This is a genomic window from Alteracholeplasma palmae J233 (assembly GCF_000968055.1).
GTDB classification, from domain to species: Bacteria; Bacillota_I; Bacilli_A; order Acholeplasmatales; family Acholeplasmataceae; genus Alteracholeplasma; species Alteracholeplasma palmae.
Genome location: NC_022538.1, coordinates 691,512 through 716,867, shown reverse-complemented (window position 1 = coordinate 716,867; position 25,356 = coordinate 691,512). Strand labels below are relative to the sequence as shown.

The 25,356-nt window shown below is 29.3% G+C and carries 23 protein-coding genes; all 23 read right to left on the bottom strand.

The window, feature by feature from the left end:
* Positions 1-98: 98 nt before the first annotated feature.
* The gene (locus tag BN854_RS07850) at positions 99-275 is read right to left on the bottom strand and encodes a hypothetical protein (protein WP_157868340.1); all 177 of its coding nucleotides are present in this window, start codon (positions 273-275) and stop codon (positions 99-101) included.
* Between the two features lie 237 nt (positions 276-512).
* The gene (locus tag BN854_RS03355; protein ID WP_026658376.1) at positions 513-1,343 is read right to left on the bottom strand and encodes a ZIP family metal transporter; all 831 of its coding nucleotides are present in this window, start codon (positions 1,341-1,343) and stop codon (positions 513-515) included.
* 87 nt (positions 1,344-1,430) lie between these two features.
* Positions 1,431-2,774: a magnesium transporter gene (locus tag BN854_RS03350; RefSeq protein WP_026658368.1), complete on the bottom strand. Its 1,344-nt coding sequence runs from the start codon at positions 2,772-2,774 to the stop codon at positions 1,431-1,433.
* Between the two features lies 1 nt (position 2,775).
* Positions 2,776-4,086 carry a magnesium transporter gene (gene mgtE, locus BN854_RS03345; RefSeq protein ID WP_026658359.1) on the bottom strand — a complete coding sequence of 437 codons (1,311 nt, stop codon included), beginning with the start codon at positions 4,084-4,086 and terminating at the stop codon, positions 2,776-2,778.
* Between the two features lie 146 nt (positions 4,087-4,232).
* Positions 4,233-4,907, bottom strand: a complete 675-nt coding sequence (locus tag BN854_RS03340) for an ABC transporter ATP-binding protein (protein WP_026658352.1) — start codon at positions 4,905-4,907, stop codon at positions 4,233-4,235.
* 8 nt (positions 4,908-4,915) lie between these two features.
* Positions 4,916-5,971, bottom strand: coding sequence for an ABC transporter permease (locus tag BN854_RS03335; protein ID WP_026658348.1), 1,056 nt, complete (start codon positions 5,969-5,971; stop codon positions 4,916-4,918).
* 115 nt (positions 5,972-6,086) lie between these two features.
* Positions 6,087-6,908, bottom strand: a complete 822-nt coding sequence (locus BN854_RS03330) for a hypothetical protein (RefSeq protein WP_026658333.1) — start codon at positions 6,906-6,908, stop codon at positions 6,087-6,089.
* A gap of 310 nt (positions 6,909-7,218) precedes the next feature.
* Positions 7,219-7,404: a 50S ribosomal protein L32 gene (gene rpmF / locus BN854_RS03325; protein WP_026658325.1), complete on the bottom strand. Its 186-nt coding sequence runs from the start codon at positions 7,402-7,404 to the stop codon at positions 7,219-7,221.
* Between the two features lie 23 nt (positions 7,405-7,427).
* Positions 7,428-7,850, bottom strand: a complete 423-nt coding sequence (locus BN854_RS03320) for a YceD family protein (RefSeq protein ID WP_026658317.1) — start codon at positions 7,848-7,850, stop codon at positions 7,428-7,430.
* Positions 7,851-8,187: 337 nt separating this feature from the next.
* Positions 8,188-8,559, bottom strand: a complete 372-nt coding sequence (locus BN854_RS03315) for a glycine cleavage system protein H (RefSeq protein ID WP_026658310.1) — start codon at positions 8,557-8,559, stop codon at positions 8,188-8,190.
* A 12-nt stretch (positions 8,560-8,571) separates the two neighbouring features.
* Positions 8,572-9,564 carry a lipoate--protein ligase gene (gene lplA / locus BN854_RS03310; RefSeq protein ID WP_026658302.1) on the bottom strand — a complete coding sequence of 331 codons (993 nt, stop codon included), beginning with the start codon at positions 9,562-9,564 and terminating at the stop codon, positions 8,572-8,574.
* A gap of 145 nt (positions 9,565-9,709) precedes the next feature.
* Positions 9,710-12,313: a bifunctional acetaldehyde-CoA/alcohol dehydrogenase gene (adhE, locus tag BN854_RS03305; RefSeq protein WP_026658292.1), complete on the bottom strand. Its 2,604-nt coding sequence runs from the start codon at positions 12,311-12,313 to the stop codon at positions 9,710-9,712.
* 142 nt (positions 12,314-12,455) lie between these two features.
* Complete coding sequence (locus BN854_RS03300) at positions 12,456-13,148, bottom strand: hypothetical protein (RefSeq protein ID WP_026658284.1); 693 nt, start codon at positions 13,146-13,148, stop codon at positions 12,456-12,458.
* Positions 13,149-13,150: 2 nt separating this feature from the next.
* A complete protein-coding gene (locus BN854_RS03295) occupies positions 13,151-15,973 on the bottom strand; it encodes a ligand-binding sensor domain-containing protein (protein ID WP_026658277.1) in 2,823 nt (940 codons plus the stop codon).
* Positions 15,974-16,219: 246 nt separating this feature from the next.
* Positions 16,220-17,635 carry a xylulokinase gene (gene xylB, locus BN854_RS03290; RefSeq protein WP_026658268.1) on the bottom strand — a complete coding sequence of 472 codons (1,416 nt, stop codon included), beginning with the start codon at positions 17,633-17,635 and terminating at the stop codon, positions 16,220-16,222.
* 3 nt (positions 17,636-17,638) lie between these two features.
* Positions 17,639-18,958 (bottom strand): xylose isomerase, encoded by a 1,320-nt coding sequence (gene xylA / locus BN854_RS03285; RefSeq protein WP_026658263.1) that lies wholly within the window; start codon positions 18,956-18,958, stop codon positions 17,639-17,641.
* A complete protein-coding gene (locus BN854_RS03280; protein ID WP_026658258.1) occupies positions 18,955-20,058 on the bottom strand; it encodes a glycoside hydrolase family 88/105 protein in 1,104 nt (367 codons plus the stop codon). The genes xylA and BN854_RS03280 overlap by 4 nt, the downstream gene beginning before the upstream one ends.
* Before the next feature lie 5 nt (positions 20,059-20,063).
* Positions 20,064-21,584 carry a glycoside hydrolase family 43 protein gene (locus BN854_RS03275; protein WP_026658250.1) on the bottom strand — a complete coding sequence of 507 codons (1,521 nt, stop codon included), beginning with the start codon at positions 21,582-21,584 and terminating at the stop codon, positions 20,064-20,066.
* A complete protein-coding gene (locus tag BN854_RS03270) occupies positions 21,581-22,591 on the bottom strand; it encodes a LacI family DNA-binding transcriptional regulator (RefSeq protein ID WP_026658241.1) in 1,011 nt (336 codons plus the stop codon). Before BN854_RS03270 ends, BN854_RS03275 begins: the two co-directional genes overlap by 4 nt.
* A gap of 146 nt (positions 22,592-22,737) precedes the next feature.
* Positions 22,738-23,802 carry an ABC transporter ATP-binding protein gene (locus BN854_RS03265; RefSeq protein ID WP_026658232.1) on the bottom strand — a complete coding sequence of 355 codons (1,065 nt, stop codon included), beginning with the start codon at positions 23,800-23,802 and terminating at the stop codon, positions 22,738-22,740.
* A gap of 4 nt (positions 23,803-23,806) precedes the next feature.
* Positions 23,807-24,319: a hypothetical protein gene (locus tag BN854_RS03260; RefSeq protein WP_026658222.1), complete on the bottom strand. Its 513-nt coding sequence runs from the start codon at positions 24,317-24,319 to the stop codon at positions 23,807-23,809.
* Entirely contained in the window at positions 24,316-24,789 is a 474-nt protein-coding gene (locus BN854_RS03255) for a hypothetical protein (protein ID WP_026658214.1), read from the bottom strand. Before BN854_RS03255 ends, BN854_RS03260 begins: the two co-directional genes overlap by 4 nt.
* A complete protein-coding gene (locus tag BN854_RS03250) occupies positions 24,779-25,324 on the bottom strand; it encodes a hypothetical protein (RefSeq protein ID WP_026658206.1) in 546 nt (181 codons plus the stop codon). The genes BN854_RS03255 and BN854_RS03250 overlap by 11 nt, the downstream gene beginning before the upstream one ends.
* Positions 25,325-25,356: the final 32 nt, after the last annotated feature.

Below are 25,356 nucleotides of genomic sequence, written 5' to 3'. Positions count from 1 at the left end.
TAAATTAATTGCTTGATTAGAATAATACTTGCTGGGTATTTTTTATGATTTATAGTGCATACCATTTACTTTTAAGAAAACTATTTTTATAGTTGTACTCATGTGTTTTTCACTTTATTATAATTTAATTTATTACCATAAATAGGTCCAAGGTACCCATTTTCAACTTTATTACTATTTTTAATAACATATCCTGATTGACTAGTTCTTGTTAAAATCATAATTCCTAAAATAAAAGTTAAATTCCTTATAAAAATAGTTTTCTTACTTTTCATCATATGCCCTCTTTCATATTAATGATAGTAAAAAATACTTTTTTTTGTTTGTACTTGTTCCAAGATGCAGCTAACTTGTTCCAAAACACACTTATTAAGTGCAACATAAACTAACTGTCTAAATTTATTTATACTATTTTTATAGTCTTATTAGACACATAAGAACAAAAAAAAAGATAATTATCCTTAAAGAGAATAACTATCTTTCTTAAAATCTATTTAATTAAATGATACAGTTTAACCTAACGCAACATCCAGAATCATCATAATGGCAAATCCAATCATAAATCCTAAGACTGCATGATGTCCATGATCTTTTGAGTCTTTATTTTGAGCAGCAGGTATTAATTCTTCTACTACAACATAAATCATAGCTCCTGCAGCAAACGAAAGCGCATAAGGTAACAATGCTTCCATAGATGACACAAGCAATGCTCCAATAACTGCCATAATAGGTTCTACAAGTGCTGATGCTTGTCCATAAAAGAAAGCTTTTCTTCTACTCATTCCTTCTTGTCTTAAAGGAATAGATACTGCAGCTCCTTCTGGGAAGTTTTGGATTCCTATACCTATTGCAAGAGTTAACGCAGCAATGGTTGCTGCTACTATTGCAGTTTTCGTATCACCTTTATTAATAGCTCCAAAAGCAACCCCTATAGCAAGCCCTTCAGGGATATTATGTATAGTGATTGAAAAAACTAATAAGATTGTTTTTTTAAGTCTTGTAGGTATACCTTCTGTTTCTCCATTAGAACCAAAGTGCATATGAGGAATAATTTTATCTGTTGCATAAAGGAATGCACCACCTACTAAAAAGCCGATTACAACAACTAACCAAGGGGCAAGCCCTCCGTTTTTTTCAGCCCATGCAATGCCTGGATCAAGTAAGCTCCAAAAACTAGCAGCAACCATCACACCAGCAGCAAACCCATAAATTACATTTAATGTTTTTTGTCTAATATTTTTAGCAAAGAAAACTAATCCTGCTCCAAGTGTTGTAACAAACCAAGTAAAAATCCCTGCTATTAGTGCCTGTTGCCACGTTTCTAGTCCTACAAACCAATTCATACTTTCATACTCCTGTTTTTTAGTTTTTATCTTTTCCTATAAAAGATTATTCTTTTTCATGTTATTTGTCAATCTTTTTTATCTATATTAACCAATAATCGGTAGGACAATAAGGGTTGCAAATCCAAAATAGATTACTAATGCAACTAAGTCGTTAATGGTACTAATAACAGGACCTGATGCGGCTGCTGGATCTATTTTTAGTTTAGTTAAAACAAGGGGAATTAATACACCAAACATGGATGATAAAATCATTGAAAAGACTAATGATAAGGCAATTGCTAAACTTAAAATAGCAGGGGTTACATTTTTACCCATATCAAATGTTGTTAAAGATAAGAATACCCATGATAATAAAAACCCTAAAATACCTATAATTAAAGCATTGGTGATCCCAATTAAGACTTCTTTTCTAACATGTTTCTTTCTTAGTTCTTTAGTTTCATGAGTTTTATTATGAAGCACTAATATTGTCACCGCAATCGCTTGTGTTCCAATATTACCAGCCATTCCTAAAATAAGAGGTTGGAATAAGACAAGGGCAGCGATAGCATCTATTGTATCAGAAAAGACTGATAGTAAAAGTGCTATAACAAGGTTTAAGACAATGGATGCAAGTAACCAAGGCAGTCTTTGTTTCGCTCTTATAAAAGGGTTACTTGATTCATCATAGTCCCCAACTGCGACAAACTTATCAATATTAGATTCATATTCTAGTGCCATTTCTTCTAAAATATCATCTGCGGTAATAACGCCAATTAATGCTTCTTCTTTGTTTAATACTGCTAGGACAGATATATCATAATTACTAATTTTATTAATAGCTAAAGCTAAAGTATCATCTTCTAAGACATATTCAAAATTAGTTTTTATAAATTCTGATATCTTTTGATTCTTTCTAGCAACAATCAAATCCTTTAATGAAATAATACCAACAATTTTATTTTCTTGTTGAACAAAAAGTGTATCTATATAATCATTATCAGAAACATGGGTTGTTAGATACTTCATAGCTTCTGATACTTCATAATCATAAAGTAAAACTAAATAATCACTACGCATAACAGAGGCAGCTTTTGTTTCATCGTATTTAATTAATCTTTCTAATTCTTTTCTTTTATTACTGTCTAATAATTTAAATAATTGATCTTTATCTTCATCATTAAATTCTTCAAATAATGGTTTAAGATCCGCAGGAGATAAATCTTTTAAGAGTAATTGTTTCTTATTTTCATCTAATAAGGTGAAAAATTCGATTGCGACTTTTGCCTCAAGCTCAATAAAGACATCATCTATCATATTTGATGGCATTGCTTGAATCATTATTTTCTTTTCTTCTATTTTACTCTCTGTAAATAGTTTCGCAATATCCACTGCGTGCATTGTTTGTAATTTTTTTGTTATTTGATGTTTAGTTTGTTTATGATTCATTTTATGCCACCCCCAATAATATAGTTGCTAAGCCAAAGAAGATAACAAGACTTAATATATCTACTAATGTTGTAATAAATGGACCTGAGGCAACTGCTGGATCTAATTTAAATTTATTTAATGTAACAGGAATCATAAAGCCTAAAACAGGTCCTATCACAACTGATAATAAAAGGGCTAATCCTACTACTAATGAAACCATAAAGGGTTGATCCATTTTAAAAATATGAGCTAAAAAGTAAGTAATAACAGCTGATGTCATACCTAAAATGATACCATTAATCAGTCCAGTTAGTATTTCTTTACTTCCATCTTTAAAAGTAGATTTATCTTCTTGGTTTAACTTTCTTAAAGTAACAGCTAAAGTTTGAGTTGCTACATCACCTGATGCATCTAGAATAAGAGGTTGGAAAAGAGAAAGGATCGTTACTGATAAAATAACTTCTTCAAACATAGAAGATGCTAAAGCAATTGGAATAGTTGCTAGTAATAAGATGACTAGCCATGGCAATCTATGTAAAGAGGCTTTTAAGATGTTTTTATCTTCTGTATCAGTAATAGCTGATAGTTTAGCAAAGTCTTCTTTAGCTTCAATTTCATAGGCTCCAATGGCATCATCTAGTGTGATGATCCCAATGAGGTTTTCTTCATCATTGCAGACTGCAATTTCGTATAAACCATATTCACGCATGATGTGAATTGTCTTATCAATATCATCTTTATCTTTTATATATGGGGTTTCTGTTAATAGGGTGTCAATTAAAAGAGGTGATTTAGCTTTAATCAGTTCGTTTAATTTAACTGTTCCTAAGTATTGCTTATTTCTTGTAATAAACATTGTAGTAATACTTTCGACTAGTGGAGCTTTTTCAATTAAGATTTTTAGGGCTTGTTTAACATCTGTTTGACTTTCTATTTCTACATACTCAAATGTCATTAAAGATCCGGCTTCATCTTCATCATAGTTAAGTAGTTTTTGATATTCTTCTTTTTCTTCTAAAAGATTAAGAATAGCTTCTTGTTCTTTGTCTTCTAACTCGTCAATAATATCAACCGCATCATCAATATCCATTTGATCTAATACATTTTTTTGTCTTAGAATATCAAGTTCGGTAATTAATTTAGCACTATCTTCTGAATCTAGATAAGTTAAAAGTTCTGATAGTTCACTGTCTTTTAAATAATGTAAAAGTCTTACTTGATCAATAAAGTCTAGTTGTACTAATGCTTGAGCTTGATCATGTGGATGGAGTTTGATAAACTCTATATAGGCTTTTTTAAATTGTTTTTCATTGATATATTTATTTATCATAATTAATTACCTCCCATAGACTTTTATTATAACAAAAATTCACGTATTTATCCGTACATAGTTTAAAGTTTATATAATCGATTCATTCATTTTATCGTTACGAGTGAAAAAAGCTACGCCCTTTAATCTAGGGTATAGCTTCTATTTTATTTTTTCTTAGTTAAAACGCCATCAATCATGACATATACTTCATCACAATAATCAGTTAACCTTTCATCGTGGGTGACCAGAATAGTTGCCTTTTTATATTTTTTAGTTTGTTCAGATAAAATTTTAATCACTTCAAAAGCTCTTTTAGTATCAAGGCTTGCTGTTGGTTCATCTGCGAAGATTACAGAAGGTTCATGATATAAAGCCTTTGCAATCGCAACCCTTTGTCTTTCCCCACCTGATAATTCATTAGGATACTTTTTAATTAATTTATAAACATCTAGACTTTCTAAAAGAGATTTAAACCAGTCATTATTTCTTTTAGTCTTAGATATTTTATTATAAATAGTCATTTGTTCCTCAACAGTTAAAAATGGAACAAGGTTTGAATTTTGTAAAATAAAACCTATTTTTTCAAATCTAACTTTTGATTTTTGTTTTACATCTAGAGTACTAAAAGGTTTACCATCAATTAAAACTTCTCCTGTGGTTGGTGTTTGTAAACCACCTAGGATAGTTAAAAAGGTTGATTTACCTGACCCTGAAGGTCCAATAATTGCGATAAGTTTTCCTTCTTCTGCGCTAAATGTTGTATTTTTAAGTGCTTGAATCACTTCGCCATTTGCATCAAAGTTTTTTGTTACATTTGTCATTTCAATAATTTTTCTCATTTTATCACCTACCCAATTGCCTTTAACGGATCTATTTTAATAATTGATTTAACTGAGAAGACACCACCTAAAACTGCAAACATAAAGAAAGCAAGTGTCGTATATAAATAGAAGTAATAATTAGAGGCTAGAGGCACTTTACTCTTAAGAGCAAAAACAGAGATGATTGTTAAAATAAAGCCTATTAAAGCTCCTATAAATACGATTAGAATAGTTTGTATAACAACTGAACTTCCAATATATAAGTTAGAAATACCCTGTGCCTTCATTACACCAAACATGCTTGATTTTTGAATGGTTAAAACATAGATGAAAATACCTAAAACAAAGGCAATAATCACAATTAAGAAGACAATCATTAAACTAAAGGTTAAGACTTGCGCACTATACCCAGGTAGTTTATAGGCAAATTCAGAAAGGCTGTAGAAAGTTAGGCCTTCTACGTTGTTTTTTTCTCCTTTAATGAAAATTGCATTAAAGTATCCTTCTGTGGTTTGTTGATTGAATCGATAGTTTTTCCATGTTTGTAAGTTAGCATAAATGATAGGGGCTGTTTGATACGTGGAATTATTAGTGAATCCTACTATTTTAAGTTTCATTTCACTATTAGAAAAGCCTATTTCATGACCTATTTCATATCCTAAAGATTTTAATTTACTGTCTACAATGATTTCATTTTCTTTTAAGGCTTTGGTTTCTCCAGGAATAAAAAATGAGATGTTTTCAATACCAAATACATAGACTTCTTCTTTGGTATCCTTATTTGTTATATTGTTATTAAAAATAACTGCTGGAAATAATCCTAACTTTTCTTTTGCTTCATGACCATTTACTAAATTAAATTCTTTGTCTGTTAAAACTGACATCATGATATTGTCATTGGCATTTTCACTTAAGACAATATAGTTTGTTTTAGTTTTATCTAATCCGTTTGTATAAGATGATGCTAAGCCGTATGCTAGTGCAGTTAAGAAATACACTAAATAAGTAATTAACACAATCAATAATATAATGAGACTGAATTTTAATTTATTAAACTTCATTTCTTTATATGCTAAAAACATAATTTTCCTCCTGTTATAATTTTAATTTGACACTCTTATATTCTAGTCGTTTTTTATGATATTGCAACTACTTCACTTTTTATAAAAACTCATCTATGGAAGATGAGTCTTTTATTTAAGCTTTATTTATTTTAATTAATTTTGATTCTAAAAGTGTTTTCTTATCAATATAAGGAACTGTATAGTCAGTTTTTGTAAAGTTTTCTTTTTTCTTTAGATTAGCTAGTCTCATATCTAGTAGTTCGATTGCTTGATCTAATGTTCTATTTCCTACAATTTTAAAGAGTACTGGAGTTGAGTCGTGCATTTTTTTATCACTCATATCTACAATTGAATATTTTTCTTTATCTATTTTATTTGGATCAAGATTAATATATAAATCAATGACATTTCCATGAATCCAAACTTTGGCGATTGGGTCTTTTTTATGCATGTATCTTTCATTTCTCCAAGAGTCTCTAATCGTTACTTCTTCATAACTTAAGATATGGTTTTTTAGTGTACTAAATCTTTCTTGACTTTCTTTTGGGGCTTGATGCAGTCTTGCCACAAAAGAATAATTGTATCTAATATAAAGTCCATCATCTTCTAAATCAGTAACAGGTGGAATAACTACTTTTGGCTTTTCATCTACTACTAAGACTTGTTTTGTTTCAGTTTTTTGTATAGGCACTTCTTCTTTTTTCACTTCAACTGGTTCTTTTTTAATTTCTATTTTAACTTCATGGACAGTATTTTCTTGACTTCTTAATTCTTCTTTTTGTTCTTTTGTAATAGGTTGTTTCTTTTGTCCTTTTAGTATCAAGTATATCAAATAAATAAGAAGGATTGCGACAATAACTGATAGTACAACAATGATAATTATCTTGATATCCTCAGGTATAGTTAAAAATAGTAATGGTAGAACAGTGGAACTCATTTTTAATTTATTTCTCATTTTTTTCACCTTTTCCTTTTATTGTTTTAAAATATTATATCTTTGGTTATAGTTTACATTTTTTCATTAGTTTTATTGTCTATATGTTCCAAAATGCAGGTTACATGTTCCAGATTACATATTTATAGTGTATTTTCTAGGTTTGTATCTAGTATCAATGGAAAATAAAAATACTTTCATATCATATTTGACACTTTATATTTATAAAAAGATTGGGTTAAGACTTCATATTAGGTGGATGATAGTTCTTCAATTAATGAGTATCTATATAAAAGAAAAAAGCACCTTAAGTGCTTTTTCTTAATCTAAATTATTTAGATTCTTTTTTTTCTAAAACAAGTTGACCTTTGTAATAACCACTGTTTGGAGTAACTCTATGTGGTAAAGTGAATTCACCTGTTTGTGGGCAAACTACTAACGCTGGAGCACTTAATTTAAAGTGTGTACGACGTTTTCTTTTAGCTGTCTTACCTGTTCTTCTAAACGGAACTGCCATCTACTAATACACCTCCTACTGTTTTAAAGTAGATCTTTCAAATTCTCAAAAGCGCTATTTACTTTTTTTTCTTCAAACTCTTCGTGAGAAGCATCTTTATGAAATACTGAGTAAGGCTTTTCAGATAGGATATAAGCGAATATAATTGGATCTAAATCCAAGGTTTTTTCAAGTGCATAGTCTGCATCATCATGTTCACCAAATATAATTGTTTCTGAAAAATCAAGTGGTGTAATGACTTCTTTTAATGTCAATGCACATGCAAGCGAAGCATCTGTTTTAACATTAATCTTAACTATACAATAGTCAAGGCGTTTTTCAATTGTGCCTTTAACAAATACATGGTCTAAATTAAGAATTTGGTGACTTTCCTTAATATATGAGCTTAAGTTAAGTTCTTCTTCAAATGGATATATATCTGGTAAGGTTTGTAAATCAAGTTTCATGGTTTCACCTCAACGAAATTATTATACCTAATCTAAATACTTTTGTCAATATATAACTATGGTTATCTCTAGTTATTTTATTTTATAGGTTTCTATTTTAAATGCAGTGCCTGTTTTCTTATTTTATTGAATTGAAAGAGTCACTTCCAGTTATAAAATACCTGGAAGCTATCTTGTTTTTATTGTTTTTGTTTCTTGTCTATTCTATAAATTATTTTTTCAACTTTTTATAAGATGCTTTCTAGATTTTTCAAAATACATTTTTTAGCCTTTATATAAAATAAAAAGAGAATATTTTTGGTATTCTCTTTTTGTGTAATGCTATAATAGTTTAATTTTAGTGTTCAATATTTTCTAGATATGCTTCGTATTCTTCTTCAGTTAAAAGTTCATTAACTTCATCTAAATTAATGTCACTTAGTTCTAAGATTGCTTCTTCTGATGCCATCATATCATATGAACTTGGGTTATCTAAGATATCTTTATTTACTTTTGTAATAACGCCGCTTACAGGTGAAATAAATGTTCCTGTTGTTTTAGTACTTTCGTACGATCCGAATCCTTCATCTTTTAAAACTCTCGTGCCTTCTTCTGGTAAATCTAAGAAATTTAAAGCTCCAATATCAGCGAGTTTAAATGATGTTAATCCAACTTTTGCTGTATTTCCTTCTATTTTAATCCAAAGATGATTTTTATGAAATTTTTTCATTTTAATTGCCTCCTAAAGCGTAATAATTCCTTCTTGTAATAATTCGTAAATATCATTATTATCTGCATCTATAATATAATCAGATATAGAAACAGTATCTAAAACATTTTTAATACCTTCTTTAGTATAAGGTATTCTTCTAAATTTTTCCGTAAATTCGCTTAGATTATCTTGTTTATGGAAAAAATCTCCTTTTAAACTTAATTCTTCTAAAACACCTTTATTGATTTCTAACAAGGCTTCAAGACTACCAAACTTAAATCTTCTTTTAAGTATTTTATTATGTTTGGGTTGTAATCTATAAATCCATTCTTCAGAGGCGTAATATTTAGCTTCTTCTTGTAACATTTCTACTTCTTCTGGACTGATTTCATATACTTGGTCAGTTAACTCTTTTTTCAAGTGAGCAATTAATTGTTCTTGTGTCATGCCGTTTAAGTAAGGTTTTAAATTAACAACTCTAGAGCGAACACTTTCTATCCCTTTTGAAATCAGTTTTTCGTCACTTGGACTAATCGCACGAACCATTGTTTCTACATCACAATCATATAAGAGTGTTCCGTGCATGATCATGCCGTTTTCGTTTTGCATGAAAGATGTGCCTGAAACTTTTTTGCCTTCAAATAAAATATCGTTTCTACCACTAAATTCCAGGTTAATACCAAGCGGTTTAAAGGCATCAACTACTTGTGTTAGGTAGTCTTTAAAACTAAAGTTTTTATCTTTTTTCTTAGTAACGATTGTAAACATGGTATTTCTATGATCTGCATAAACACAACCACCACCAGTAGGTCTTCTGTATAGCGGGATATTATGTTCTTTTAAATAGGCTAAGTTAACTTCATTTTCTATCACTTGATTTTTACCAACAATAACACCGCTGATTTCCCAAGTAAAAAAGTATGATTCTCCTTCTTTTAATAAATGATTTAATACATATTCTTCTAATTTAAAATAGAAAAATGGTTTAAGATTTCCTTCGTTATGATGTTTAACTAAAATCACTTTTGGTCACTTCCTCTTCATGCATTAATTATAACATTTTTAGTTTTTATTCTTATTTTCTTGTTTCAATATTACTTTATTAAACGTATTTTCGTTTATAAATAGTATTTCTAATTTGTATTAAGTCTCTTTTTATATTTTAAAACTATTTTTTCGTTTCAGTTTCATTTATACCATAATAAGCATTTTTTAATATTTCTTTCATGTCAGAAACTAAAGGTAATCTTGGATTTGCAGTACTACATTGATCCTCATAAGCAAGATAAGCTATTTCTTCTATTTTATCAAAGTACTCATTTTCACAAATATTTTGATCCATAAAACTCATTTTAATATTTAAAGAAACAGCTAAGTCGTAACATGCTTTGGCAAACATTTGAACCCCTTCTTGAGTTGTTTTAGGCTTTAATCCTATTTCGACTGCTAATTCATAGTATCTTTCATCGGCAATATATGATTGATACTTAGGCCATGTAGAAAGTTTATTAGGTACTGTACCATTATATCTGATGACATACGGTAGTAAGATTGCGTTAATTCTACCGTGTGGAATATGGAAATTACCTCCTACTTTATGCGCCATTGAATGACTGATACCTAAAAATGCATTACCAAATGCCATACCGGCCATCGTTGATGCATTATGCATTTTTTCTCTTGCAAGAAAGTCATTTCCATTATCATAAGCTTTCTTTAAGTATTTAAAAACTAATTTGATTGTTTGGATAGCAAGTGCATCTGTATAATCACTTGCTAGAACAGAAACATAAGCTTCAACTGCATGAGTTAAAACATCCATTCCTGTATCAGCTGTAACACTTTTTGGTTGAGTAAGAGTAAGGGCTGGGTCAATAATCGCAACCGTAGGGGTTAATGAATAATCTGCTAATGGATACTTTTTATGGTTTTTAGTATCTGTAATCACTGCAAATGGTGTAACTTCGCTTCCTGTTCCTGATGTTGTAGGTATACATACAAGTTTTGTTTTTTTACCTAGCTCTGGATATCTAAATGCTCTTTTTCTAATATCCATAAATTTTTGTTTTAGATCATTAAAGTCAATATCTGGGTTTTCATAAAATAACCACATAGCCTTAGCAGCATCCATAGGAGATCCACCACCTATAGCTATAATTGTATCCGGCTCAAAGGATTTCATCAATTGATACCCCTTTAAAACGGTCTCTAGTGATGGGTCAGCTTCTACATCACAAAATAGTTGAACAGATACGTGATTTCTTCTCAGTTCTAATTGATCTGTTACTTTTTTTACATATCCTAAATCAACCATCATTCTATCAGTAATGATGATTGCCTTAGTGACATCATGCATTTGTCTAATATACTCAATGGAGTCTTTTTCAAAATATATTTTAGAAGGTATTTTAAACCATTGCATATTATTTTTTCTCTCTCCTATTTTTTTAATGTTAAGAAGGTGGATTGCTGATACATTATCACCGACAGAATTGTTACCATACGAGCCACATCCTAAGGTAAGGGAAGGGATAAATCTATTGTATATGTTACCTATGCCTCCAAATGTTGCAGGTGAATTCGCAATAATTCTAATTACTTTAAGTTTCTTCCCAAATGCTTTAATAACTTCTTGGTCGTTAGAGTGAATCACTGCACTATGCCCTAATCCATTAAACAGAACCATTTGATTAGCAAGTTCTATTCCTTCTTCTGTACTTTTAGCTTCTAACACCGCAAGAATAGGAGATAGTTTTTCTCTTGTTAAAACCTCTTTTTGCCCTACTTCTTTACATATAGCAGCTAGTATAATTGTATTTTCTGGCACATCTATTTTAGTTTCTTTAGCAATCCATAAGGCAGATTTTCCTACAATATCAGGATTAAGTTTTTGTTCTTTTGAAAAGGCAAATTTTTCTATTTTAGTTTTTTCTTCATTATTTAAAAAGTATACACCATATCGTTCAAGTAGTTGAACAGTCTCTTTATACACTTCTTTATCGATAATTAATGCTTGTTCAGAAGCACAAATCATTCCATTATCAAATGCTTTTGACATAACTACATCATTGACTGCTTGTTTGAGCAGTGCTGTTTTTTCTATATATGCTGGAACATTTCCTGCTCCAACGCCTAGTGCAGGTTTACCGCATGAATACGCAGCTTTTACCATGGCATTCCCACCTGTTGCAAGAATGGTTGCAATATCTTTGTGATTCATTAAAAGACTTGTTGCCTCCATTGAGGGTGTTTCAATCCACTGGATACAGTTTTTAGGAGCGCCTGCTTCAAGTGCTGCTTCATATACTATTTTTGCTGCTAGCATGGATGATTTTTGAGCATTTGGATGAAACGCAAATATAATTGGATTTCTTGTTTTTAGTGCAATTAATGATTTAAAGATTGTCGTTGATGTAGGGTTTGTTACTGGTGTGATTGCACAAATTACGCCAACCGGATCTGCAACTAAAGTAATACCAGTTACTTTATCTTCTGATATAATACCAACAGTTTTTAAATGTCTCATATGATTAATAACATATTCAACTGAAAATAAGTTTTTAGTAGCCTTATCCTCAAAGACTCCTCTTTTGGTTTCGTCTATTGCAACCTTAGCTAAAATGCCATGAGCATCTATAGCAGAAACAGAGACCTTGGCAACTATATGATCAACATCTTCTTGTGTCAAATCATAATATAGATCCAGTGCCTTTTTTCCTTTTAAAACTAGCGAATCAATTGTATCTTTTAAAGATAAATCTTTTTCTTGCATGTTCTTCTCCTATTTAGTTTTATTTTTTGAATTGTTTATGTTAATTACATATTAACATTGTTATTTAAAATATTCCACAATAGCTTTAAAATAAAACGTTTTCATTAACGAAAAAATAAAAAGCACTTTTAAAGTGCTTTCATTATTTAGAATTATCTTTTACTAATCCCAACTCAATTAATTTTTCTCTACTAAGAAATGGTAACTTATAATCATTAGGTATATATTCTAAATCTTTATATGTTTTATTTTCTAAATAAATATCAATTAGTTCTTTTGTATATTCTAATAATCTAGGTCCATTAACAACTAATAACGATGGTGTTGTTTCATGCATTTTTGCATATGAAACATCTTCTAATTTATATTTTGTATCAGTAAAATCTTCAGCCTTATGATTAAAGTATACTTTAATGTTTTCCCCGTGAATCCATAGTTTAACAATAGGCTTGTTTTTATACATGAACCTTTCATATTTCCAAGAATTTCTAGTATCAACATCTTTATAACTTAATAGATAATTTTTTAATTCATTATATCTTTCTTTTGTCAGTTCAGGTGCTTGATGTAATCTTGCTTGAAAACCATAGTTATATTTAATAAATAAACCCTGCTTTTCATCACCGTCACTCAAAACTGTTTCATTTAAATTATCCTCAGCAATTGTCTTAGTTTCTATTTCTGTTCTTGAAATATTGTTTTCATGATTAGGTTCTCTCACTATGCTTTGTTTTTTTCTACTTATTATTATGTATATAAATAATATAATAACAATTCCGCCAAGTATCCCCATAACCATATTAAGTGTCCCCTGGTTAAAATACAATTGTGTCATTATCATTTCGCTCCTTTTTTAGCCTTTATAATCAATGCGATTTGTAAGCCTATTAGAAGAGTGAAAATTGATATTGCAACCCATGATATAATTTTAATTGTTGGGTTATCTTCTGATAATTTAGCATTTTCTTTTTTACCATTTTCCAATGATTTTTCAACAATCTCAGGATCATTATAGTTTTTTTCGTCTATGCCATTGACAATTTTATCTATTATTTTAGTTTGCTCTTCAGTTGGGTTACCTCCAAACTCTTCTTCTAGTTTTTTTCTAATTTCTTCTTTTTTAATTTGAATATCTACTTTTACTTCTAATTCATCATTTAATTCTAAAATTTCGTCTTTATCTGAAGCTTCTTCAATTTTTTTAATGTACTCTTCAATAATCTTTTTAACTCCTTCAGAAGTATTTTCATTTACTTTTTCATTGATTAATTTAATTTGCTCTTGTTTTATATATTTCAAAATTTCTTCATTTCCTAATACTAAAAGTGTATCGTGTTCGTGATAGTTTTTTTCATTAATTGTATTAATAAATGTTTCTAAGATAGTTTCTATATCCGAGTTCATTTCGTCTTTATACTTTTCTTCTAAAGCAGTCTTAATATTATTTTTAGTATGGATCATTGCAATTTCAACATATGTTTGCAAATCAGTTTTACCTGATTCAAGCACTTCATTAACTTTGTCATCGCTAAATAAGACTTTTATTTTACTTACATTATCATTGACTATTTTTTCTAATTCAGTTTCAAGGTCAGTTCTTCCTGTTAAGTCATAAATAAACTGAGTCAAATCATTGATTGCTAAGACCTGTTTTACAGTGTATTTAATTTTACTAATATACAAATCTTTAAGACTTTGTCTTTCAGTTTCAAGTTCTAGTTGTTCTATTTCTAATTTAAATGCATCAATCAAGCTTAGGCTTAAATTTTTTACAACCAAATTTTCATTTGGAATACTAGCATGTAGTTCATCCAATAATTCATCTGTTGATGTCCTAGTGGTAGTTATAATGCCCGCATAATAAATATCATGGTTCTCATTTTCTAATATTGATTTAATGTATATATGATATTGAGTTTGAGGGGCTAAACCATCATAACTGAATCCTTTCCATCTTTGATCTGCATCTAATGGCGTAACTTTTTCCTCAGATAGCAAGTACTTTAATCCTCTATCTTTAAATACAACTAAACGACTTCCAATACTTTCTGGCGCTTCTATCGTATATTCAAAAACAATAAATTCATATTCTAGATGTATATAAGCATATCCATTACTGATTTCAGTTTTATTGTAATTTGAATCGTTTATTTCTGCTAATTCAACACTTACCTTTACATTAGTATAATTCTTATATGAAAATACTACCTCACCTGTACTTATGTAAGTTGGCCTTTTAGTGATACTTAAATTATATTGATCTAAACTTATATTAGGCAGATTAATTTCTAGTTTTACTCCTGGAAATTCATTATTTGTTAAAGTAGCTAGGCCAGCAGTATTGCTAGTAGGCGCAGTAGAAATTGTTTTCGTATACTGGTTGTTATTAAAATCTGAAAGTTCATAATTAATTATTACTTTACCATTTTTTGATTCTTTTAAAGAATATGAGATATTTACATTTTCCGTTTCAATTTTACTATTATAAGTTTCCAATGTGTAATCATCTAACGATAATTTTGGCAATGCCTCTGTGTAAAAATGATCTGGATTTTCTGAGCTTATCCACTTTACTTCTCCTTCTAAAGTAACAGTAGGATTTTTAGTAATCTCATAAGTAAATTCACTCCAAATTATTTTCCCATCTTTTACCGCTAATCTCTGATTTGGATTATCAAAATTATATATATGATTAATTGATTCCTCATAACCAGTAGCATCTATATAATTACTTATGTCTTCACCTTCTGGAATTTTAATAGTAAGCGGTTTAGTCAGGTTAGCTCTAATTTGAACTTTTTTATCTTTATCAATATAAATCATTGGTAAATCTTCATTAGTTTCTTTTGCTTTATTATTTTCTGATGTAATATCACCTGTGATGATTGTAGTTCCTCGTAAAGCGGAAATTAAGCCTTTCTTTTCATCATCCTCAGGTTTAGTTTCAAGCGTATTATTCTTAAAACTAATATTTCCAACTGAGACGGTAGCGTCATCACTGTTTGATCTGAAAAAATCTTGAAAGCCTCCAACTCCATCTACAACAACATTATTCACTTCAACTTTTGAGTTTTTCATTGCATAAACTAGCATACTAGTTCTTGAGCTTTCACTATTCTTGTATTCAACATTTTCTATTTTGACAACTGAGTTATCATCAGCATAAAATACAGTTCCATCAATTGGTGTTGTTACATCGGTACCATTTTTAACTCTGTTCAAATCTATTACAATATCTTTAAATGTTATCTTAGTATCGCCTTCAATATTAAATATATTTGTATATGTTCCTTGATGTGGTCTAAAAAATGAAAACTTTACATTTCTATCATTTGGTTCTGATGCTATTGTAAACTCTTTATCTACATTTATCTTGTACGCCACATCAGCGGGAATTCCTACATTTCTCGTAATATAAATTACTCCACCTGCTGGAGGTAAGGCAGTAATTGCTGATTTTAAATCCTCATATAAAGTATTATCTACTTTAAACACTTGCTTATTATTATAATTATCATCTTCATCATTGTATTCATAATTTAATTTTTGTTCATTTAAATACGCTACAGTATCGTTCACTTTTTCATACTTGAAAGAAATAGAGGAAATTGAAACTATAAGTATTAAAACTGTCATTGCTAGAATCGATTTTTTTATCATATGTATCTCCTTTTTCACATTTTTATATAATAATTCTAGCATATGTCCAATTTCTTTTCCATAAAAAAGCATATAAATGAAATTATTAGGTTTACTTTTTTCACTTAAAGTGCTCTTAAAGGCTATTTTAGATGAATAAATCCTTTCTTTTTTGCACTTTTTTATACATTGAATTAAAACAAAAAAAGTGCTAGTCACAAGTTTTTATCAAAAACCTGCTTCTAGTACTTTTTTCACTTTTTTAAACTATTTAATTTTATGATATAGCAGTTTATACTCATTATACTTGTCAATATAGTATTTAACATCTTCTATAATTGGATAATAGATTTTATCAGTTGTAACAAGATTGCTTGTATCTTCATAATTTTTATATTTTCCATCAGCAATCATCGCTACTATTGCTGCTCCAAACGCTCCACCCTCATTAAGCTTTATAGTTTCAATTGGTGCATTTAAAATAGTTGCTAATAGTCTGATCCAACTTTCTGATTTAGTTCCTCCACCAATAATTCTAAATCTTTTAACCTTATCTAGTTTCATAGCAAGCAAACAGTCTTTAATTGAAAATGAAATACCTTCAATAACTGCTTTTGTTAAATCATCTCTTTTAGTTGAAAGATCAAATCCATAAAATAACCCTTTAGCATCTACATCATTGATAGTCCCTCTTTCTCCCATCAAATATGGATGAAAAATAATATTATTCTTAGGTCCATCAATAATTAAATCCATCTTTTTATAATTATCTTCCAGAATTGTTTCTTGAAACCATTTTAAAGAGGCTGTTGCCGATAAGACAACACCCATCTGATAATATCTTCCTCCAACATGTGTGAATCTATGAATTCCAGGAACCTTATCTTTTGGCAAATTATTAGAAACAGATAAGACAACACCACTAGTTCCTAAAGATAAATTAACTTCATCTTCTAGCACAGTATTAGTGCCAACAGCTCCAATGGCATTATCTGCACCACCGATAGAAACTTTAGTATTTTTACTTAAATATTTATCATCTAATGGATAACCAATAACAGTTTCTGGTTCATATACTTTGGGTAATATTTCTTCTTTTATTCCCAGTATATCTAGCATCTTTTTAGACCATTGTTTATTCTTAACATCATAATATAAAGTTCCAGAGGCATCTGTTGTATCTGTTGCGTAAACGCCTGTTATTTTGTATGCTAGATAATCTTTTGGTAATAATACTTTATATATTTTCTTAAAGTTATCAGGTTCATTATTTTTAACCCACAATAATTTAGATGCAGTAAAACCAGGAAAAGAAATATTTTCAGTATATTCAATTAATTTTTCTTTTGTAATAACTTCATTTAAATAATGATTTTCTTTAACACTTCTATTATCATTCCATAAAATAGCCGGTCTAATAATATCTCCATTTTTATCAACTAAAACTAAACCATGCATTTGCCCAGAAAAACTAAGAGCTCTCACTTTTTTTAAATCATTTGTTCTTGATAATTCTTTAATACAATCGTTAAATCCCTCAAACCAGTCCAATGGATTTTGTTCAGATGTTTGACATACATAGTTTACAGAATAATTTCTAGAAACTACCCCTAAAACTAGTCCATCATTATCTGTAAGTACTAATTTAACAGATGATGTTCCTAAATCTATTCCTAAATACATATACTAGCCTCTAAAAAGAATTTGATTAACAATCATCTCAAGGTATTCTTGTTTACCACTTTTCACATCTGGTTCTTGATTTTTTAATGCATGTTCTGTTAATTCTTCTAATGTAATTTTGTTATTTAGAATTTTTTGTCCAAATTCAGTATTAAATGATTGATATCTGTTTTCTTTAAAATTATCTAATCTTTCATCTTCAATAAGTTCAACAGCTTTTCTTAATCCTAATGCATAAGTATCCATTCCGTGAATATAGGCAAGTAATAAGTCTTCTACTGTATTAGATGGTCTTCTTGTTTTAGCATCAAAGTTTAATCCACCATCAGTAAATCCGCCAGCTTTTAAAACTTCATACATACATAAAGTCGCATCATATACATTAAATGGGAATTGGTCAGTGTCCCACCCTAATAATAAATCACCTTCATTAGCATCTATCGATCCAAATACACCTTCAATACGAGCAGTTGCGATTTCATGTTGGAAAGTATGTCCAGCTAATGTAGCGTGGTTCGCTTCAATGTTTAATCTAAAATCTTTTAATAAATCATTTTTTCTTAAAAATCCGATAGTGGTTGCTGAGTCAAAATCATATTGATGTTTTGTAGGTTCTTTTGGTTTCGGCTCTATATAGAAATCTCCTTTGAAACCGATTTTTCTACCGTAATCTCTAGATATTTTTAGCATAGTTGCTAAGTTATTTAGCTCAACATCCATTTTAGTATTAAGGAGTGTTTCATAACCTTCTCTACCACCCCAGAATACATAACCTGTACCACCAAGTTCATATGTAGCATCAATTGCTTTTTTTATCTTAGCTGCTGCTATGGCAAAAACATCTGCATTCGGACTGGTTGCTGCTCCTGTCATAAACATTTTATTAGTAAAGTTATTTGCAGTCCCCCAAAGTAATTTTTTATTATATTTCTTTTGAAGTTCTTTAATGTAACTTACCATGATATCAAAATTTTCAAAACTTTCTTTTAAATTTTTTCCTTCAGGTGCCATATCGACATCATGGAAACAGAAGTATTCTAAATCTAGTAAATCCATAAATAAGAATCCAAATTCAGCTTTGTTTTTATAAATTTCTAATGCTGTTTTCCCACCAAATTTTTTATCAGAGGTTGGTTGTCCAAATGGATCTGTTCCTTCAGCACATAAAGTATGCCAGTAGCTCATTGCAAATTTTAAGTGTTCTTTCATAGTTTTCCCATTAATTACTTCTTCTGGGTTGTAAAACTTGAATGCTAATTCGTTTTTACTTTTTGGACCTTCATACTTAATTTTTGAATGTTTTTTCAATTCTTCTATTGTCATTTTATTTTCTCACTTTCAATGTATTCGGCATAAGCCATTAAAAACGGTCCAATTGCTTTAGGATCATTATTTACTTTTTTCTCACTTAAATAATATTCTACAGTACCATTTCTTAATAAATTACTTTCTGGGCCCAATCCAGAAACTAAATTACAGTCTTGTAAATTATTATTTATTAATTTCCTAGAAACTAAATTTTTCAGATATTCTTTGCCTTTAATCAAGTATTTTTCACTTAATGCGCCTAGTCTATGCCCTTTTATCATTGCATAGATGAGCATAGCTGATCCACTTGTTTCAAGATAGTTTCCTTTAACATCTTCTCTATCAATCACTTGATAAATCAAGCCTTCCTTAGCATAAAGTAAGATTCCATCTATCGCTTGTTTTAGTTGTATTGCAAGTTTTTTATTCTTTTCTATTTCTAGAACATCTACCATTGCCATTAAAAACCAACCCATAGAACGACTCCAAAAATTTTTAGAGCATCCTGTTTTTGGATCTGACCAAAAAATAGTTTTTGTATCATCATATCCATGATAGTATAATTTTTTTTCTTTATTATATTGGTACTTCATATTTTCAAATTGTAGGTATACATCATTCAGTTTGTCGTTATTTTCTTTTAAGTATTTTGCGTAAAAAGGCTGACCCATGTAAAGCCCATCTAACCAAACTTGATTTGGATAAATAAGTTTATGCCAGAAACTTCCTTTTTCTGTTCTAGGATGATTTTTAAACTGTTTAAATAATGTTTCATAGGCTATTTTATATCTGTTTTCTTTTGTATATCTATAAAGATCCATTAAAGTATATCCTGCGCACAAATTATCAATATTATATTTTTCTAATTCATATCCTAACATTTTTCCATCTTCTGAAACATAGGCTTTAAAAAATTCATTTGAAAAGCTAAGATATTTTTTATTTCCGGTTACTTCATATAATCTAATAAAGGCATTTATCATAACAGCGTCATCATAACTCCATTTTAAAGTATATATATTATCAGAATTTATTTTATTGTATGCCCAAGCAGGTCTTTTAGGTGTTCCTTCAAACATCATTTTTTCTATATAAGTTTTTATTGTATCATCCAACTTTACTACCCTCTTTCTTTTCCTTTATATTCAAAGTATTTAAAAGTTGCTGTAGCACCATTTCTATAATCAAGGTCATGAACTGATAAAGTTACATATAATCCTGTAAACCCACCAGACAAGAAAGTAATTTTCTCATTGATATTTTGTTTGTTCCCATTCACAAGAATATCTACTAAATTATTTTCAGAAACTACTTCTAATACTACTTTAGTCTCATTAATAGGAGTGACTTTATCGTATAATGTAAATTCATTTGCTGATTTTTTAAAGTATCTTATACACTTACCTACTTTTTCATCGTATGTTAAATATGCATAAAAGAAATTTTCCGCATTGAGATATAAGCCAATTCCAGCCATTTGATTGAATCTTTCTGGGTTAAATTCTACTTCAGTTTTTGCAGTAAAATCATATGTTGTGATTCTTTTTCCAATTAAACTAATATCAAATAAAGACTGCATGGATTCTTGACTAATCATTTTTAGTCCATTACTTGTAACATCTAAAAAACTTAAATCATAGTTTCTTAGTGTATTCCATTCGTGGTGTAGTTTATGTTTGAAATCATCTTTGAAATCATGATTGATAACTTGCTTAACAGTTGATTTAACTTCTACAGTGTCATAAGGTAAATTTCCACCTTCTTTTAAACGCAGCCACCCATCTTTCAATATAACGCTTTGCAAAGCTGTTTCTCTTCCTAAAATAGCAAAATTATTTTCAAGTGGTCTTGTTGTTAAATGGAATATATACATATCACCATTATCCATTGTTATAAGAGAAGCATGTCCAGCACACTGAAGTTTTAATTCTGGATGATTTTTTGATGTTAAAAGTGGTGTTTGAGGATCTAGTTCATATGGTCCAAAGACGTTTTTAGATCTACATACTGTTACTTGGTGGTCTTTTCCTGTCCCGCCTTCTGCAGTAATTAGATAGTAATAATCATTTAATTTATAAATATGTGGTGCTTCTGTTTTTGCAGCTTCCGTGCCATCAAATATTTTTTTGTAAGTATCTATCAGTTTGTTTGTTTTTCTATCAAACTCTTGAATGATAATTCCTACGGATTTATTCGGTTCATGATGTCTATAATCCCAAATACAATTAAGAAGGTAGCTTTTTTCTCCATCATGAAATAGTGATGGATCAAAACCACTACTATTTAAATAAATTGGTTCTGACCATGGACCAGTAATTGACTTTGATTTAACTAAATAATTATGTAAATCTTTAAAGGGTCTTAAAGTACTTTTTACATCGGTGTATAGTACATAGAATTCACCATCTACATAACTGATTTGAGGTGCCCAAACACTACAGTCTCTCGGATTTCCTCTAAAATCTGACTTTGTAAGAATATCTGTTACATACTCATAATTTACTAAGTCTTTTGTTTGGTATATTCTAACACCTGGCATCCACTCAAATGTGGATACTGCTATATATATCGTGTCTCCTACTTTAACTGATGACGGATCTGGATTAAATCCTCTTAATACTGGATTAGTTACTAAACTCATTCTGCTTCCTCCTCAAATTTTGAACTATATGATTTAATACTATTTTCAATGTATAACTCTCTGTTATTTGGTTTAATATGAAATAACAAGTATTTAACCATTGTATCAACAGATTTAAACCCTTGTTTAAAAGGCTGTTGACTAATGGTTGCTAAAACTGTTTTATCTTTAACTGCGTTGATGACTTCAACTGTTTCATCAACTGTGATGATTTCAGGATTTTGATTGGATTCTTTAATTGCCTTGATTCCACCTTTAATTCCACCTGCGTTAAAGTAAACTAAATCTACTTTATTTTTTTCAAGATGATTTTTCACAATTTTATAGGATTCTAAGTTGTCATCTTGGTTTTCAAGAATGTCTATTTCAATATCTTTGCCTTCTAGACGTTCTTTAAATCCTTCTATTCTGCTTTTATGACCATCCTGTTTGACATTACCAGTCACAATAAGTATATTTTTAGCATCTTTTAAAAGCAGCGCTAAATCACCTGCCATTTGTCCATTCTGATAATAATCACATCCAATAAATGCAATTTTTCTAACATCAATATCACTATTTAGTGTAATTAAAGGTACTTCTAGTTTATCCAAGTAGTCAATGATTAATGGATCGTTAATTGGAGTTAATATCAGAGAATCAATAGTTTTGTCTAAGAGTTTATCAATTAGTTTGATTTGACTTAATGGGTTATATCCTTTCATTTCTTCGATGATAATTTCAATACCGTCGTTTTGATGTTTAAGTGCTGCCTCTTTTATTCCTTTTATAACATTTATAAAAAAATCATTCCCAATAGAATTAAGTACAATACCTATCTTATACTTTTTATTTGAATTAACTAATGCTCTTGCATAAATATTATGTTGGTAATTATTCTCTTTTGCAATTCTTAATATTTTCTCTTTAGTTTTTTTACTTACCCCGCCTCTATCGTGAAATACACGATCAACTGTTCCTTGAGAAACTCCTGCTAGTACAGCGATTTCTTTCATTGTTATACTCATAATAAACACCTCTTTCGTTTACGTACACGAACGCTATGGATATTATACAAGAGTGTGTTTATTGTGTCAAATAATTTCACATTTTTAAATTAAAACGAAGATAATCCATCCATTTTATTTCAAACTGATGCTATCTTCATTTAATTTTAGAAGTAAATTCTTTCTTGTGTCGTTTGATCAAATAGATACACTTTTTCCATATCAAAATCTATTCCTATTTCATCTTCTGACTGATAAATATTTCTAGCATGACTTTTAGCAATAAATTGATGCCCTTCTAAATCAAAATACACCAAACCAGATGACCCTAATAATTCATATTGAGATATTATATATTCTTTTCCTTTGGTAATAACTATATTTTCAGCTCTAACTCCAAAAACTATTTTTTTTCCTATATAATCATCAAGAGCTTTTTTATTTGTCTTAAACTGGTATATTTTTTTACCTATTTTAAGTTCTCTATCACTGATAACAGTTGCCTCTACCAAATTCATTGATGGAGTTCCAATAAATTCAGCAACAAATACGTTAGCTGGATCTTGATATATTTCTACTGGCGTTCCTACTTGTTGAATGTACCCATCTTTCATAATGACTATTTTATCAGCTAGTGTTAAGGCTTCCGTTTGATCATGAGTAACATATAATATAGTCGTTTTTAACCTATGATGTAAAAGTTTTAATTCTTTTCTCATGCTTTCCCTAAGTTTTGCATCAAGATTAGAAAGCGGTTCATCAAATAGGAATATTTTAGGGTTTCTAACCATTGCACGACCAACAGCAACTCTTTGTCTTTGTCCACCAGATAGATGTGCTGGTTTCCTATTTAAATACGGGGTAAGTCCTAAAATATCTGCTGCCCACAACACTCTTTCATGAATATAATCTGAGTTTTCTTTTCTTAAAGATAAACTGAAAGCCATATTATGATAAACAGTCATATGTGCATATAGAGCATAATTTTGAAATACCATTGCAATATTTCTATCTTTAGGTGCTAACTCATTCATTTTTCTATCATCCATTAAAAAATCACCCCTAGTAATTTCTTCTAGACCCGCAACCATCCTTAGTGTTGTTGATTTACCGCATCCAGATGGTCCTACTAAAACTACAAATTCTCCACTTTTAATAGACAAATTAAAATCATAAACGGCTTGTACACCATTAGGATAAACTTTATTTATATTTTTAAGTTCTATTTGCATACGCTTATTCCTCTTTTACTTTTTTTTCTAAGCATGTACTAAAAAGAATGACTGATAATAAATTTAAAGCAACACCAATTATAAGTATAGCAATAGATTTCTTTTTAGCACTGTCAAATACTATGTCTTGGAATTCTTTTGTATTTTCTATAATCAAACTGCTATATTTAAAAACTGAATAAGACAATAACATAAACACAATGAGTGTCATTACAAACATAAATACTGTATTTCTTTTTTTCAGAGAGAATGCATTAAACATTGTTATGACGCCAATGAGCGTAATACAAAATAGAATAAATCCTGTCACACTATATGTCGGTGACAGTGTAATAATTGCCTTAATATGTGATTCAAGAGTAATAGCTATTAAAAACCCTGATAAGAATAAAAGTAAAGATCCGATTTTCTTTCTATCTCTAATGATATTTTTAGGCAATTTTTTAATATAATTAATGCCTCTATTTATAATCTCTTTAAAACTAATTTTCTTAAGTTTATTATCTAAACTCTTCATTTTTTCATACCTTCTTTTCTATGTTTTTCAAGTGCGGTTGATCTAAAATAACCTATAATTCCAGATGCTATAAAACATGCAGATGTCAAGGCAAGAAAAATAATTTGAATGATTGCTCTCATTTGATAATTTGAATTAATAAGTTTATCAGTAATGTGTGTACCCTTTAAAAATAATCTTGGCAGCCAAAATATTCTTCCTATAGTGATAATCCCTAAGATAATAAGATAAATTGAGAATTTCTTTTCATATACTTTTACTTTTTCCATAGATAGAAATACACTTAACATAATGATAATATTCATTATAACTTTGAATCCTGTCATAAGTCCGTAACTACGCGTATTAATTGTATTAAGTGCTAAGAATATGAAAACAACATTAAATCCTAGTCCTAGAAAAGCTAAGTTATATGATATTTTATTATTTTGATACATCATTTTATCTAGTTTAATATTTTCATTTGTCATATGCTTTTACCTCTCTTAGTTTGAATTGCCAAACTAGATTAATTCCAATCCCAATTATGCTGACTATTAAGCCTGTATTAATAACTATTCCATATAAAATGATTTTATCGGTATAAGGTCTACCGTAAATTTGTTTCATTTGTTCTGGAACTGTAGACAAAAAGTCATTATAGTTTTCAATAGCTTGGTTTATATTCTTTGACGCTTCTGTTAAATTAATATAGTTTAAACTAATAAAAATTATTGCTATTACAATAAATACAATAATTGAAATATAGTTACTAATATAGTATTTTCTTCTATAATAGCTCCCTAAAATAACGGTTAGTGCAAAAATTATAATCATCATAAATCCATATGAAAAAAGCTTGTTATTTACGTTTTGTAGTTCAGTGTATATTTCCTTATTATTTATAACAAGTGCCATACTGTTGTAGTCTGTCATGAATGCCCAAGAATAGAATATTAGACTCACTATAAAAATAAGGAAAAGGATTATACTAATTTTTTGCATATATTGTTGATGCTTTCTCATTTTATCCTCCTGTTTGATTAAAAAGAGGGACG

Excerpts from the sequence above, each read along its gene's own strand:
- BN854_RS07850 (WP_157868340.1), bottom strand. The coding sequence starts at position 275 with ATGAAAAGTAAGAAAACTATTTTTATAAGGAATTTAACTTTTATTTTA.
- BN854_RS03355 (WP_026658376.1), bottom strand. The coding sequence starts at position 1,343 with ATGAATTGGTTTGTAGGACTAGAAACGTGGCAACAGGCACTAATAGCA.
- BN854_RS03350 (WP_026658368.1), bottom strand. The coding sequence starts at position 2,774 with ATGAATCATAAACAAACTAAACATCAAATAACAAAAAAATTACAAACA.
- mgtE (WP_026658359.1), bottom strand. The coding sequence starts at position 4,086 with ATGATAAATAAATATATCAATGAAAAACAATTTAAAAAAGCCTATATA.
- BN854_RS03340 (WP_026658352.1), bottom strand. The coding sequence starts at position 4,907 with ATGAGAAAAATTATTGAAATGACAAATGTAACAAAAAACTTTGATGCA.
- BN854_RS03335 (WP_026658348.1), bottom strand. The coding sequence starts at position 5,971 with ATGTTTTTAGCATATAAAGAAATGAAGTTTAATAAATTAAAATTCAGT.
- BN854_RS03330 (WP_026658333.1), bottom strand. The coding sequence starts at position 6,908 with ATGAGAAATAAATTAAAAATGAGTTCCACTGTTCTACCATTACTATTT.
- rpmF (WP_026658325.1), bottom strand. The coding sequence starts at position 7,404 with ATGGCAGTTCCGTTTAGAAGAACAGGTAAGACAGCTAAAAGAAAACGT.
- BN854_RS03320 (WP_026658317.1), bottom strand. The coding sequence starts at position 7,850 with ATGAAACTTGATTTACAAACCTTACCAGATATATATCCATTTGAAGAA.
- BN854_RS03315 (WP_026658310.1), bottom strand. The coding sequence starts at position 8,559 with ATGAAAAAATTTCATAAAAATCATCTTTGGATTAAAATAGAAGGAAAT.
- adhE (WP_026658292.1), bottom strand. The coding sequence starts at position 12,313 with ATGCAAGAAAAAGATTTATCTTTAAAAGATACAATTGATTCGCTAGTT.
- BN854_RS03300 (WP_026658284.1), bottom strand. The coding sequence starts at position 13,148 with ATGACACAATTGTATTTTAACCAGGGGACACTTAATATGGTTATGGGG.
- BN854_RS03295 (WP_026658277.1), bottom strand. The coding sequence starts at position 15,973 with ATGATAAAAAAATCGATTCTAGCAATGACAGTTTTAATACTTATAGTT.
- xylB (WP_026658268.1), bottom strand. The coding sequence starts at position 17,635 with ATGTATTTAGGAATAGATTTAGGAACATCATCTGTTAAATTAGTACTT.
- xylA (WP_026658263.1), bottom strand. The coding sequence starts at position 18,958 with ATGACAATAGAAGAATTGAAAAAACATTCAAAAATTAAGTATGAAGGT.
- BN854_RS03275 (WP_026658250.1), bottom strand. The coding sequence starts at position 21,584 with ATGAGTTTAGTAACTAATCCAGTATTAAGAGGATTTAATCCAGATCCG.
- BN854_RS03270 (WP_026658241.1), bottom strand. The coding sequence starts at position 22,591 with ATGAGTATAACAATGAAAGAAATCGCTGTACTAGCAGGAGTTTCTCAA.
- BN854_RS03265 (WP_026658232.1), bottom strand. The coding sequence starts at position 23,802 with ATGCAAATAGAACTTAAAAATATAAATAAAGTTTATCCTAATGGTGTA.
- BN854_RS03260 (WP_026658222.1), bottom strand. The coding sequence starts at position 24,319 with ATGAAGAGTTTAGATAATAAACTTAAGAAAATTAGTTTTAAAGAGATT.
- BN854_RS03255 (WP_026658214.1), bottom strand. The coding sequence starts at position 24,789 with ATGACAAATGAAAATATTAAACTAGATAAAATGATGTATCAAAATAAT.
- BN854_RS03250 (WP_026658206.1), bottom strand. The coding sequence starts at position 25,324 with ATGAGAAAGCATCAACAATATATGCAAAAAATTAGTATAATCCTTTTC.